Annotated in this window: 12 protein-coding genes; 4 read left to right on the top strand and 8 right to left on the bottom strand. The window is 50.6% G+C overall.

The genetic code is table 11. The annotated features are described in order from the left end of the window. Positions 1-76 precede the first annotated feature (76 nt). From CF651_RS01310 to fucU, 4 genes are all read right to left on the bottom strand, one after another. Positions 77-1,609, bottom strand: a complete 1,533-nt coding sequence (locus CF651_RS01310; RefSeq protein ID WP_245855589.1) for a flotillin lipid rafts scaffold protein FloT — start codon at positions 1,607-1,609, stop codon at positions 77-79. A 47-nt stretch (positions 1,610-1,656) separates the two neighbouring features. After that, entirely contained in the window at positions 1,657-2,205 is a 549-nt protein-coding gene (locus CF651_RS01315) for an NfeD family protein (RefSeq protein WP_094013034.1), read from the bottom strand. A 190-nt stretch (positions 2,206-2,395) separates the two neighbouring features. Next, the gene (locus CF651_RS01320) at positions 2,396-3,205 is read right to left on the bottom strand and encodes a phosphodiester glycosidase family protein (protein ID WP_245855590.1); all 810 of its coding nucleotides are present in this window, start codon (positions 3,203-3,205) and stop codon (positions 2,396-2,398) included. Positions 3,206-3,411: 206 nt separating this feature from the next. Then, positions 3,412-3,846: an L-fucose mutarotase gene (gene fucU / locus CF651_RS01325; RefSeq protein ID WP_094013035.1), complete on the bottom strand. Its 435-nt coding sequence runs from the start codon at positions 3,844-3,846 to the stop codon at positions 3,412-3,414. A 522-nt stretch (positions 3,847-4,368) separates the two neighbouring features. On the opposite strand from fucU, the gene CF651_RS01335 reads away from it, so the two are divergent. Next, positions 4,369-4,908: a class I SAM-dependent methyltransferase gene (locus CF651_RS01335; protein WP_144029005.1), complete on the top strand. Its 540-nt coding sequence runs from the start codon at positions 4,369-4,371 to the stop codon at positions 4,906-4,908. Positions 4,909-5,000: 92 nt separating this feature from the next. Continuing rightward, a complete protein-coding gene (locus CF651_RS01340) occupies positions 5,001-5,978 on the top strand; it encodes a YpdA family putative bacillithiol disulfide reductase (protein WP_094013038.1) in 978 nt (325 codons plus the stop codon). A gap of 107 nt (positions 5,979-6,085) precedes the next feature. Here CF651_RS01340 and CF651_RS01345 read toward each other — a convergent pair whose 3' ends face one another. Then, on the bottom strand, positions 6,086-6,814 hold the full coding sequence (locus CF651_RS01345) for a phosphonate ABC transporter ATP-binding protein (RefSeq protein WP_094013039.1): 729 nt from the start codon (positions 6,812-6,814) through the stop codon (positions 6,086-6,088). A gap of 203 nt (positions 6,815-7,017) precedes the next feature. Here CF651_RS01345 and CF651_RS01350 point away from each other — a divergent pair, with 203 nt between their 5' ends. Continuing rightward, positions 7,018-7,905 (top strand): polysaccharide deacetylase family protein, encoded by an 888-nt coding sequence (locus CF651_RS01350; RefSeq protein ID WP_094013040.1) that lies wholly within the window; start codon positions 7,018-7,020, stop codon positions 7,903-7,905. 43 nt (positions 7,906-7,948) lie between these two features. Here CF651_RS01350 and CF651_RS01355 read toward each other — a convergent pair whose 3' ends face one another. The 3 genes from CF651_RS01355 to CF651_RS32115 all read right to left on the bottom strand — a co-directional run bounded on the left by CF651_RS01355 (position 7,949) and on the right by CF651_RS32115 (position 12,004). Next, a complete protein-coding gene (locus CF651_RS01355) occupies positions 7,949-9,757 on the bottom strand; it encodes a stalk domain-containing protein (protein WP_094013041.1) in 1,809 nt (602 codons plus the stop codon). A 40-nt stretch (positions 9,758-9,797) separates the two neighbouring features. Beyond that, the gene (locus CF651_RS01360) at positions 9,798-11,597 is read right to left on the bottom strand and encodes a stalk domain-containing protein (RefSeq protein ID WP_179232641.1); all 1,800 of its coding nucleotides are present in this window, start codon (positions 11,595-11,597) and stop codon (positions 9,798-9,800) included. A 260-nt stretch (positions 11,598-11,857) separates the two neighbouring features. Then, positions 11,858-12,004, bottom strand: coding sequence for a hypothetical protein (locus CF651_RS32115; protein ID WP_179232642.1), 147 nt, complete (start codon positions 12,002-12,004; stop codon positions 11,858-11,860). A 197-nt stretch (positions 12,005-12,201) separates the two neighbouring features. Between CF651_RS32115 and CF651_RS01365 the strand changes: the two genes are divergently transcribed. Beyond that, entirely contained in the window at positions 12,202-12,360 is a 159-nt protein-coding gene (locus CF651_RS01365; RefSeq protein ID WP_245855591.1) for an aspartyl-phosphate phosphatase Spo0E family protein, read from the top strand. Positions 12,361-12,367: the final 7 nt, after the last annotated feature.

The raw sequence follows: 12,367 nt of genomic DNA on the forward strand, positions 1-12,367 counted from the left end.
CTATCGTAAGGGATCGAACCCTTGAGCACGAATCTGCGAGCCGTGCCGACATCCACCGGCAGCTCACAGCCTTCGGTTACGCCTCTGGCTTCATGGAACCGGCGGCTCCCGGAGCACCTGCCGAGGTAGCAGCGCTCACTTGGGGCACCCCGCTTGCTGCGGTATCCCGCTGCGTCAGCCCTTTAACCAGCTGCCCCAGATCGATGCCGCTGACGCTTTTGAGCATCTCAGGCGCCGTCGCCATCAGCGAGGTGACGTAGTTGCTCACCCGTGCAGCGCCTTCGCCGTGACCCGTATCGACAACGGTCAGCTTGTCGATCCCTCGCATCGGCTCGGCAACCTTGCCGGCCAGCTCCGGCAGCATCTTCACGATAATGTCGAGCACCGCCGCCTCGCCGAACTTCTCGAACGCCTCGGCGAGCTTCTGCTTCGCCTCCGCCTCGGCCAAACCGCGCAGGCGGATGACCTCCGCCTCGGCTGTCCCTTTGGCGCGCTCCGCATCCGCCACAGCCAAGCCTTCGAGGCGCTTCTGCTCGGCATTCGCCTTCGCTTCCGCCTCGATGCGGTACTGCAGCGCGTCGGCTTCGCGCAGACGCTTCGCTTTGTCCGCCTCCGCCGCCTGTTCGACGGCATAACGGTCGGCGTCCGCCTTTTTCTTCACCTCGGCGTCATACTGCTTCTCGCGGCGGAGAATTTCCTTCGCCTCCAGGTCAATCTCCCGTTCCTTCCGCACGAGCTCGACCTTCATTTGCTCCTCGACCACGCTCTGCTTGGACCTCGCTTCTTGAATATGATAAGCTTGGTCGGCCTCCGCTTTGGCCTGATCCTGCTCCTTCTTAAAGGAGGCTATCTTCAATTCCTTATCCTTGGCGCTCTCGGCAATATTCGTATCGCGCAGCAGCTCCGCTTTCTGCCCTTCCTCTTCCGCCTGCGCCTTCTGAATCCGGGCGTCTCTGACCGCTTGAGCCTCGGCAATTTCCGCATCCCGTTTCACGGCGGCGATCCTCGGCTTCCCGAGCGCATCCAGGTAGCCATGCTTATCGCGCAAATCCTTAATCGTAAACGATACAATTTGCAGCCCCATTTTTTTCAGATCTTTGGCGGCTACGCCCTGCACCTCTTGAGCGAATTTGTCCCGGTTCCGGTACACCTCCTCCACCGTCATCGATCCGAGAATGGCCCGAAGATGGCCTTCCAGAACTTCCTGCGCCTCTCCCTTGAGCGCTTCTGTCGGCTTCCCCATAAACTGCTCCGCAGCTGTCGCCACGTCTTCCACCGAACCGCCGATTTTGATAATCGCGACACCGTCGGCCATCACCGGAACCCCTTGCTCCGTATAAACCTCCGGCGTGGACACATCCAGTTTATGCGACAGCAAAGACAGGAACTGTGACTGCTGGAATACGGGCAAAATAAACGCGCCGCCGCCCCTCACGATCTTAATTCTTCTTCCCGAATCATCAGTCATAACGTTGCGTGTTCCCAAAAAGGAACCCGTCACAATCATCGCTTCATCCGGGCTCACCGTTTTGTACCGTGCCCAGAAAGCTAAACCTAGAACGAAAATAACTCCGACAACAATAACAGGTATAACAAATTGCTCAGGCATCAGGCATGTCTCCTTTGGTCTGGTTTAGTTCTCGATTCCAACCGGACTTACCGGTTCACGGAATCCTCCTCTTTATCAAAACAGGCAACGTACAGGGTTCCGTCTTTTACTTCAACCGTAACCACTTTCGTGCCCGCCTGGATAGCCTTACCTTCAAAGCTTGCCGCAATCTGATTCGTATGCCCCGCTCCCATTCGGACCAGCACCTCGCCGTAGCCTCCGGCCGGTATAGGAGTAATGACTTCGGCAATCGTACCTACCAGGTCCTGCATGGAGAAAGCGACTGAATTTTCACTCCGCTCCATGGGCTTGACATAGACGAAATAGACAAGAATCGAGACGGCCAAAGCACATACGAGGGAGGCAAGCAAGATTCCGGCATTTCCCCAGCTGCTGTAGCGTGTCATCACAATCCCGGCGCCACCGCATACGGTAATTCCGCTGAACAGCACCATCGGCTGCAGCATATGCAGATGTTCCCCGGACATGAAATCAAACAGACCATCCAGCGCATTGCTCAGCAAATCACCGAAAATAACAGTCACAACTGCAAACAAGACGCCGGTAATCAGCAGCCCCCAATATAAATCGAGCATGGACATCCCCCCTTTTCGCATCGGGCCCTGTAATAACTAATACGCTGTAAATCCAAACAAAGTTGCAAATGTTTTCCTTTTATGCTTCTCTTCGACAATTCCCGGGCCTGTTCATGGGAAAAGCAAAAAGCCAGGCGACCTCAATCTCCTTGAGCTTCACCCGACCTTCACCTGCTTTTTCGTAGCGTTCCTATTTATTTTTCAAAGCAAGCATTTGATATACTTCACGCGAATCGCCACGCAATATTTTTTGGGCACACTGCATCTGACTGGACCCGTCTCCATCCAGAAAAATACCGTCAACGATTCCCGCTGGTCCGAGGGTTTCCTTCACCGCCGCCCGAAACTGCTCGGCTGTCGAAGGCTTGTCCGTGACGACCAGCCATATTCGCTGCTTGTCGTCATAGACCATCCCGGACCGCAGCCTCGCTTCATCGTAGAAGGGAAGCTGTTCCAATTCAGCCTGTTGCAGCCATTCGGCTTCCTTCTGCAGCGACATGCTGATACCGCCCTGTGCCCAGTAATGACTGCGATCAGTCACCCGGAGCTGGCTGGCATCCAGAACAACCTGTACGGACAAGTCCTTTGTAATTTCATCCCAGACCAGCGTACCTTTGGGAACATCGATATTGAACCAGCCGGAGCCGTAATCGTTGGGCTGGCCTTTGATCGGCTGATCGTTAATAACCGCTATACTAAGCAAATCCCCGTTCCAGAAAAATCCCCCGTTGATTCCGAACTCACTGGTCCGCGTGACGTTACTCGTTATAGGCTTGAGTGTAATATTTTGCGGAACGGTCAGCATCGTATACAGCTTGACCCCGTTGTGCGCGGTCGCTTCCTTGTATGCGTAGTTGTGAGGCAGCCGGTAAAAGGAGGAGGGCTGAACCGCAGAGAACCACACAGCCATTAGATTTCCTAGCAAAAATGCCGCGACCATTAGCGGTAACGGAAGAGACTCCATCCATTTTTTCAGACGAAGGGGCAAACGTCCTCTCATTGGCATGCTCCTTTTTTCACCACAATAAAATTTATAGGCTTCCGAGATATCGGATATGAAAATTATATTTGGCGATAAAACCAGCCGCTGAACGCGGTCGCTCATCTTCGCAATGCTTCGACCAGAGGTTTTTTCACATCAGATATTCATAGATTCGTGCTGTACTCCCTATGAATATACTCTATGAATGCTTGCCCAAAATCATGCTAGGACTCGATGACTACGCCCTTTTTCAGCACCAGATTCGCATAAAGCGCTTTCTCTGAGGTTGCTACGATGGCGTAGGCCTGCTTTGCGCGCTCATAGAAAGCAAACCGTTCCACCTGCTCGAACTTCTCCTGCTCAGGCTCATGCTTGCGAACCAATGCCTTATACTCATCCCAAATCGTCGGTACGACAGGATCTCCCGGCACGACTTGCATCAAAGCAAGCGGATAGGCAGCATAGGAATCCAGAGGAAAAAAGGCCAGAATCGCATCCAGAAGCTCCGGGATCGAATGTCCATCGCAGCGAATCAGTCTTTGCGCGTGACTGGCTGCAGGAAAATTTCCGTCTGCCAAAATAAGCTCATCTCCGTGCCCCATCTCCATCAAAATTTTCAGCAGCTCCGGCGACAGTATGGAAGGAATTCCTTTTAACATTGCTCAGCATCCTCTCAGTCTATATTTTCAAAAGATATCCTATCGGTATCCCTCTCTGCTGTCAACCATTTGTTTCCAGCGATAAAGAAGGAGCTTGATGTCAGATGAAGAATGAATGGAACTCATGCGAATAAATTGGGTATTTTTGAAAGCATACTATACAAGACATTCACATAAGAAAGGAGTACGTTTAGGAGCAATCACCGCGGAAATACTGTCTCCTATGCTGTTAAAGATGATCCTTCGAATGCAACTTTATTTTGTTTCGATCGTCCTAAAAGAGAACCATGAAATCCAGTTGGTGGAAAATGAAGGGACCGATGATAAACTTATCGTCTAATGAATCATAACCATTGTTATCCTGCGAAAAAGGCGCAGCAAGTCCCCGATGCCGGACTTTTAAGAAAATCTTAAGGAAATCATCAGGTTGTCTATCGAAATATAAGGTATGATAAAACCAAGTTGAGATGAGGAGGAAATAAATTGAATCTGCAACCAACGTCTGCCGCACTAGAAAAAGTTATGTTTCTATATAAATTTATCCGTACCCCGAAAACCATTGGTAGCGTAACTCCCAGCTCGCGTTTCCTTACAAGTAAAATGATTGACTCCATTCCTTGGAGCGATGTGACTGCCGTTGCAGAATTAGGGGCCGGCACCGGTGTGGTTACCAAAGCCATTCAGCAAGCAGTCCAGCCGGGCTCCAAGGTGCTCGTATTCGAGCGGGACACCCACCTGAGACACCCGCTGCAAGCGCAGTTTCCTGAATTCAGCGTTTATTCGGACGCCTGCAGCCTGTATGCCAACATGCGAAAGCAAGGACTGGAGAGTCTGGATTGCATTATTAGCGGACTGCCTTTCGCGAATTTCCCTCAGACGACGCGTGACGCCATTATGGAGCAAATCGTCAAATCGCTGAAGCCGGGTGGTTTATTCGTTGCTTTCCAGTACTCCTTGCAAATGAAAAACCAGCTTAGCCGTTATTTCGACATTGAATCCATCCAATTCGTCCTGCTCAATGTCCCCCCAGCCTTTGTGTATGTCTGCAGAAAAAAACAGTAAGCTTCCGTAACTGGCATCCTCGCTTTCAATGCGTTACTATAAAGTTATAGAGCCTTCGGGCTGAAACGTTATGGACAAGCGAGGGGTTTAGTTTGGAAGAAGTAATTATCGTCGGCGCCGGACCTTGTGGACTGTCCGCCGCATTAGAACTGCAAAAACGAGGGGTCGATCCCCTGATCATCGAGAAGCATTGCGTAGCGCACTCCATTTATTTATACCCTACATACATGCAGTTTTTCAGCACTCCGGAGCTGCTGGAGATCGGCGGCCTCCCGTTTAACACGCCTCATGAGAAGCCTTATCGTAATGAGGCGCTGCACTATTACCGTAATGCCGCCTTGCGCAGCGGGGTTCGCATACAGTCTTATCACACGGTGGATCGGATTACGAGGGCGGACAGCGGTCATTTCGAGCTGCAAATAACGGATCGTTTCGGTAAAAGCTCAACAGCAGGCGCACGCCATGTCATCGTAGCCACAGGATACTTCGATCATCCGAACCTTCTTGGCATTCCGGGAGAAGATTTGTCGAAGGTGAGCCACTATTATCGGGAAGCGCATCCGTATAGCGGCACGCGCGTAGCTATTATCGGCGGAAGCAACTCCGCGATTGACGCTGCAATGGACCTGCTACGGGCTGGAGCCGATGTAACGGTGGTTTATCGTAAACAAGATTACTCTCCCAGCATTAAGCCCTGGGTTCGTCCGCTTTTTGAAAGCATGGTGAACAAGGGGCGTATCCGGATGCTGTTCAACTCTCAAGTCATTCGGATTGACGAAGCATCCGTTACCGTACGATCCGAGGGGCAGGAGCAAGAAATCGCCAACGATTTTGTTCTCGCATTAACCGGGTTCAGGCCGGATCGCGGATTGCTTACGGAAGCAGGAGCCCAGTTAAACGATGAACACGCACCTGTACATGACGAACTGACCATGGAAACCACAGTTGAAAATCTCTATATCGCCGGTGTTGCCGCATCCGGAAGCAACGCGAATGAAGTGTTTATTGAAACAGGCAGGCTGCACGGGGTTCGTATCGCGGACCATATTATATCCAGAGCCCGTGCTTAATGCATTCATTTCACTTGTAACCACACCCCCGTATTTTCCACAAAAAATACGCTTCCTCCCCACCCTGCCCGGTGGAGAGGAAGCGTATTTCTTTCTGGTGCCAGAGCTTAAAAAATGAGATCCTTTTCTCTCTGTGTCAGTCTTCTTCCCGCAATATCGACGACCAGTCTGCCGCCGGACAACCCCCAAATGCGGGTACCGTATTTTTCAGCGAATTCCACCTGATGCAGGCTGCAAAAAACAATGACCTTGTCCTTTTGACAAATGGATTTCAGATCCTCCAGTACCTTGATCGCCGCTTCGGGATCCAAACCGGATACCGGCTCATCGGCATAAATCACCTTCGCTCCGCGGATAAGCGCTTTCGCAATAGCTACCCGCTGCTTCTCCCCGCCGCTCAGCTTCTCCACCGGATCGTGGGCTTTGTCCAATAATCCGACCTTATCCAAATAGTCCATTGCTGTCATATGATCGTCATTGGAGGTTGTTCCGGTCAGCATTCGCCACCAGGCTTTATGCAGGAACAGACCGCTCAGCACATTTTTCAAAGCGGATTTCCGGGGATTCAGATTCGGCTTCTCTTCGAGATAAGCCCAATCCTTGCGAAGCTTCAGCTGCTCCAGCCCCCGCACACCCGAAATATCTTTTCCCTCGTATATGTATTGACCTTCATCCCACTTCTCCTTTAAGGACAAGCAGCGAAAAAGCGTCGTTTTGCCGCTCCCGCTCGCACCAACCAAAGCGATAAGCTCTCCTTCGTCGGCTTGAAAGCTGATTTTGGACAAAATGTTATGATCTGGCGGAAATGATTTCGATAAATTGCGTACAATAATCATCCGTTCGCGCTCCTTTTCCCACCTTAATCCTTAACTTCCCTTTAGTATAGCCTATCACAGTTACTCCAAAAAGTTTAATCTCCAGCGAAGGAGCCTGTCAATACATAAAAAAAACGGAAAGACACAAAGTAAAGAAACAAACGAACGAAAATAACCCGGGATAAACGGCTTCGCCGTCCACAAAAGAAAGGATGAACCCTGCCATGCATTGTTCCCGATTGGAAACCTGCGCTATCGCATTGACAGCGGTACTGCTCTTAACAAGCGCCAGCGGCTGTACGGCCAGTAAAACAACCCCGCCGCAGGGGATCCAACAAAGCTCCCAGCTCAACAGCACGAGCCTGCTGGAAAACGGGCCTATGCAGTCTCTAAGCCAAACCGGTACACCAAAGCTGCTCGATGGAAAAGAAAGCACGCTGAGAACCAACAAAGCGCTCAGCTTGGCCGACCTGCATCACAAATACAAAAGCACCTTTTTATTCAGCGGTCCCACTTCAAAAAGACAAGTTTCCCTTACGTTTGACGATGTGCCGGATCTGATTTATACGCCTCAAATATTGGATATCCTTCATAACTACGGCGTTCGGGCTACTTTCTTCGTCGTTGGTAATCGCGCTGCAGCTCATCCTGAAATAATCCGTCGAATGGTACGGGATGGCCACGCGATCGGCAGCCATACCTTTACCCACCCGAACTGCAACAAAGTCAGTGACACCAAGTTCCAAAACGAGATTACACGCACAGAGCAAACGCTCGCCAATATTACCGGCTACAAGCCTACCCTGTTCCGCCCCCCTTACGGCAATGTGACGGAGCAGCAAATTTTGTGGCTGGCCAGCCAGCAGTATCATATCATTAATTGGAATGTCGATTCCCTGGATTGGAAGGGATTGAATGCGGACCAAGTATCCGCCAATATTCTGGGTCATGTGAGACCCGGATCTGTCATTCTACAGCATGCCGGCGGAGGCGAAGGCGAGGATCTGACCGGAACGGTACAGGCTCTGCCCCATATTATTGAAAACCTGCATACCCAAGGCATCGATATGGTCACTATCCCTGAGCTGTTCCATATTTCTGCCGGCAAGTAGCAAAGCCATGAGTAGAACTGCCGTCGGACAATTCATGCCCCGGTTACTTGTCATCTAACGGATAGAAAATGACATCAACCGGGAATGCAGACCCTGCTGCAGGAGTAAATTCAATATCCATCGAAGGCTCGGTTCCATTCGTTCTAGCCAATATGGTGTAGCCTTGATAATCCATCATCACCCCGGAAGGCGGTGCCTGGACGATCCTTCCATCCACTTCAAAGGGGCCTCTAAACACGCCGCCGCGCGGCAGGAGCAGTACAGCCATTTTACGCGGATGGTCCAGATGAATTTTATAGACGACGCCATAGTTGCCCAGGTTTAACGAGTCTTCCTTGGAAAAGAAGTCCGTTCCTGTGACGAATTTATCGGAAGTCCCATCGCCAATGGCCAAGCTGGATGGCTTGCTGAAGTTTCGGGCATCGACGTTCCAGCTTACATCCGAACCGTTGAACGTCCCTCTCACGTTCCCGTTATAGGGCAGCCGGTTATAAAGACCGATTGAATCAAGGCCGGCTCCGGCATCCATGGCGACGAAAGAGAAGTATACCTCTCCGTCCGTTTCCACGTCATACAGAACATTCATTCCTTGCCCCGGGAAAAATTCCGGCATCTTTTTGTAGTAAGCTGTCTCATAAGGCCCCAACACCATAGTGTCCGGCTCCCTTTGCTCCTGATCGTCCTGTAAAAATTCGATCGAGGCTTCGTTACCGATCAAATTCGCATAGATAGAGGGGTATACTTCTCCCTTCCGCGTCGTCTTGATGGTTACCGTCCGATCCGGGCTCGGGTTGCGAACAGCGATAGCAAACTGAACTTTTTCATTCATGCCATTGACATGATCGGCGTACAGCCTAGCCTTGCCGTTTACTTTTTCCTGGTACAGGAATCCCTTTTCCGTGAAGGTTTCCGGGCTGTCGCTTACGATCAGCGGCCGTTCCGTGCTAAGCTTCGTCACATTAGGCAGCTGCGGAATTCCCCGCAAGTAGCTGCGAAGCGTCTTCTCCTCCTCCTTCACGAATGTGCCGACCGGCTCATGATACACCTTGTATTCGAACGGGTCCAAATAGGGCTCGTTACTAATCTCAACATTATGAGAAAACGTCTCACTGACCGTTCCTCTGCTGTCCGTTACCTGCAAGGAAACCTTAAATAAGCCCGGTTCAAAAATCGCCTCCGCTTTGCCTGTCCATTCCATGCTCGAGATTTTGTCGCCGTCCGGGTCATAGCTTGCATCTGTATACCGGATGGGCTCCCCCAGCCTGTACTTCTCCTTATCAACCGTAAATCTCGCGATCGGCTTCGCATTCGGCATCGTATCATTGTGAAAGGACTCACCGGCTTGCGGCATTTTTACATACAATAACTCGAGCCTGTTCCATTGTTGATTCACATTGGCTTTAAACTGGACATAGCCGTTCAGCCAATCCAGCCGGATATATAGCCTGTCATCATGAACCATAGCCGCTTTATCGAAGCTCTCCGCCTGCCCGTTGACCCGAAGCTCCTTGGATGCCAAAGCAAATTCAGCAAAGCCGGATGGCAGCGTGAGCTGCACAGTCGAGGTATCAGACTGCCACTTTACAGATACCCCCAGGAGCTCTGGTAAAATCACCGCGGGCACATAAACCTGTTCCTTGATTTGCAGCACCGGCGCATCCAGTGTAAGCGGCTGACCGTCCGCATAGGCTTGATTATCGCCAAAGTAGAATAAAGCGGAACGGCTCTGAGGTACGGTTCCCGATGCCGAAGCCTGGGTCGGGGTCACGATATAAGATGCAGGCAAAGTCAGCGCCACACCTAAAAATAATAAGGGCTTCATGATTCGTTTCAACCGTTGTGCCAGTAACATGTTAGTTTCAAACTCCTTTGTTTAATGAATTCATCCGTCTTTATTTGTCAGCAAGCGGAAGAACAAGCAACTCCAAAGGGAGTTTCGTGCGATCCGTTGCCATAAGCTCAATAACAAGAGCCGTATCCTGGGAATTTTCCGTCCGTCCCAGCAGCACAATTTCTTTGGGAGTCAGCCCTGCTTCCGGTAATTCCAAGGTTTGCCCGTTAACCCTCAGCGTCCCCTGAAAAAATCCGCCCTTGGGATGAAGCGCAGCGGCCAGCTTCCCTTTCGTTTTCAGCTCGATCCGGTAATGAACCCCTGCGTAACCAGGGTGCTGTGCTGCTTGCCCATTTCGCTTGTCTGTACCCGTCAGCTTCGGCTCCACCTGATCATCGCCGATCGTTAGGGACAGCTGGTTATTCAGTTCCCGGGCATCAATTTCCCATGATACCTCGGATACCGGGAATGTGCCTGTTTCATCCCCCACAGCTTGCGGGATTGCCTTGTACTTGCCTAAATCATAGGCTTGCAGGCCGGGTGGGGTCATGATGTAGGCGACGTCAATTTTTCCATCCGTCTGGATATCGTAAATACTTTGGACGCCTTGCCCCGGGCTGAGCACCGGACTCGCTGCATAAATGACGGCTTCGCCGGGCTGAATCGTCAGTTCTTCATCGGAAGCCGGAGCCGTCATATAATCTTCCAGCGTTTTGTAGGCTCTTACCGGATTATAGACCGAAGGTGCTGAAATCGACTTCCGGGTCGTCGTCACTTGAACCGGTTTGGATTGGTCTTGGTTTCGTATCACAATGGAGAGTTGACTGCTGCTGTTCATCCCGTTCACATAGCTTGTGTACAATCGTGCGGAACCGCTCACGGTATCTTCATATAAAAAGCCCGGGGCAGCCACAGGGGAGGTACGCATCCCTCTCAGCAGCGTCCTGTCCTCCGGTTGACGGACAAGGACGGGAACCGTCTGCTTTTTCTCACTACCATAAACAGAAGCACTGACAACACCGGCATCATAGGAAAATATACTGCCCACGGAGTTCGTATAATAAGGGTATTCTAGCTCGGTAAGATAAGATGAGTCCGTTACTTGAATGGTCTTGGAAAAAGGCTCGCTCTCATTTCCCCTGCCATCCTTAACCTTAAGCGTTACCGTATACGTTCCTGGCTTGAAATAAGCCTCTTCTTTGCCTGTCCATTCGTAACCCGGAAGACCTTCCGCATCCGGATCGTAGCTGAGATCAACGATGTGGACCGGTTCTCCCAACCGGTACACCGGCTTATCGAAGGCGAACTTCGCGATAGGCTTGGAGTTAGGCTGAGCATCGTCCGCTGTCAAAGCCGACTCTTTATAGGCAGTCGACACTTGTCCAATGTAGCGGATCGCAATGCTTCGACTGGCTTCGTCATACGTATATGTCATGTTAAGAAATGGAGCAATCCAGGACAATTTGACCATCAAACGGTCATTACGAAGGGAAGCCGCTTCGTCAAAGGCTATAATTTCACCGTTCACCGATACGGTTTGATGGTCTGCATCGAATTCCAGGTACGCTTTTGGGGTTACCAGACTAATCTTGCGTGTGGCTTCATTCCAGCTTAACTGAAGTCCCATTTGGTCCGCCAACCAACGGGAAGGTACAAATAATGAATCCTGCAGCACCACTGCTGGCTCTTCCAAAGTAGCGGGAACCCCGTTGACCAGGGCATCCGCCCTTCCGGGAAAAAGCTGAATTTGTGTCGCAGCCGTCGATACGGCCTCCACAGGAAGAGGCGCCTGCAAGCCTGCTGCAAGCGCCGAACCGCATAATGCAACGGTCGTCAATGTTTTTCTAAAGTTGCGAAGCATACATTCCATAACTCCTTTTCGATTTAATTACCTAAAGAGGATTGCATTCTACTCTATTCCCGCCATGGGCGTGACTCAACAAATACCATTTTGACTCCATCATATACACATACGCAGTTGTCCCCCGACGGTTTCTCTATCGGATGACAATTCCAAGACTTCTAAAAGTCTACCATGTATATAAACATCTGAAAACACAAAAACCGCCAATCTTCTTGATTGACGGCCGATGCTTTCATTGCCGAGTGACCCGGGCATAATTATTGAGGATTGGTTTGCTTCGGAATTTCATTCAGGCTTGCTGCTCTTTCTGCTGCTTTATCCGCATCGATTAAGGCTTCTTCTTCTGTAAACTTATTTTCCTTGAAATTCGGATTGTTGGCGGCTTTCGCTTTGCGGTTATCCACGAATGAGGTCACCTCCCATTCGCATAGTATTTCAAAAATTGAGCGGTTTATGTGATAACCACCAAAAAAATTAATACTGCGTCGACACCGATTTACATATTTTACAACCCAAACATATTATAATGTTTCGAGGTCGAGTTATTAAGTTCAGTGATTGGGGACGAGTTGTAATGAAACATGTGGAGCTTAAACAATGTATGGAGCTTATGCAAGAGCGGCTATACGAGTTGGTGGAACAAACCGGCAGCTTGGTGGATCCTCGCGTTGTGAAGCTAAGTCAGGAAATCGATGATTTAGTCGTCACCATGCAGCGCCTGCGTATGTGCCGGGAGCTGGACATGCCTCTAAAAAAATGAAGCCCTT

Source organism: Paenibacillus rigui, assembly GCF_002234615.1.
Lineage (GTDB): Bacteria > Bacillota > Bacilli > Paenibacillales > NBRC-103111 > Paenibacillus_S > Paenibacillus_S rigui.

What these genes read in the sequence shown, in the direction of transcription:
- CF651_RS01310 (WP_245855589.1), bottom strand. Translation starts at nt 1,609, where the DNA reads ATGCCTGAGCAATTTGTTATACCTGTTATTGTTGTCGGAGTTATTTTC.
- CF651_RS01320 (WP_245855590.1), bottom strand. Translation starts at nt 3,205, where the DNA reads ATGAGAGGACGTTTGCCCCTTCGTCTGAAAAAATGGATGGAGTCTCTT.
- CF651_RS01345 (WP_094013039.1), bottom strand. Translation starts at nt 6,814, where the DNA reads ATGATTATTGTACGCAATTTATCGAAATCATTTCCGCCAGATCATAAC.
- CF651_RS01315 (WP_094013034.1), bottom strand. Translation starts at nt 2,205, where the DNA reads ATGCTCGATTTATATTGGGGGCTGCTGATTACCGGCGTCTTGTTTGCA.
- CF651_RS01350 (WP_094013040.1), top strand. Translation starts at nt 7,018, where the DNA reads ATGCATTGTTCCCGATTGGAAACCTGCGCTATCGCATTGACAGCGGTA.
- CF651_RS01365 (WP_245855591.1), top strand. Translation starts at nt 12,202, where the DNA reads ATGGAGCTTATGCAAGAGCGGCTATACGAGTTGGTGGAACAAACCGGC.
- fucU (WP_094013035.1), bottom strand. Translation starts at nt 3,846, where the DNA reads ATGTTAAAAGGAATTCCTTCCATACTGTCGCCGGAGCTGCTGAAAATT.
- CF651_RS01355 (WP_094013041.1), bottom strand. Translation starts at nt 9,757, where the DNA reads ATGTTACTGGCACAACGGTTGAAACGAATCATGAAGCCCTTATTATTT.
- CF651_RS01360 (WP_179232641.1), bottom strand. Translation starts at nt 11,597, where the DNA reads ATGCTTCGCAACTTTAGAAAAACATTGACGACCGTTGCATTATGCGGT.
- CF651_RS01335 (WP_144029005.1), top strand. Translation starts at nt 4,369, where the DNA reads ATGTTTCTATATAAATTTATCCGTACCCCGAAAACCATTGGTAGCGTA.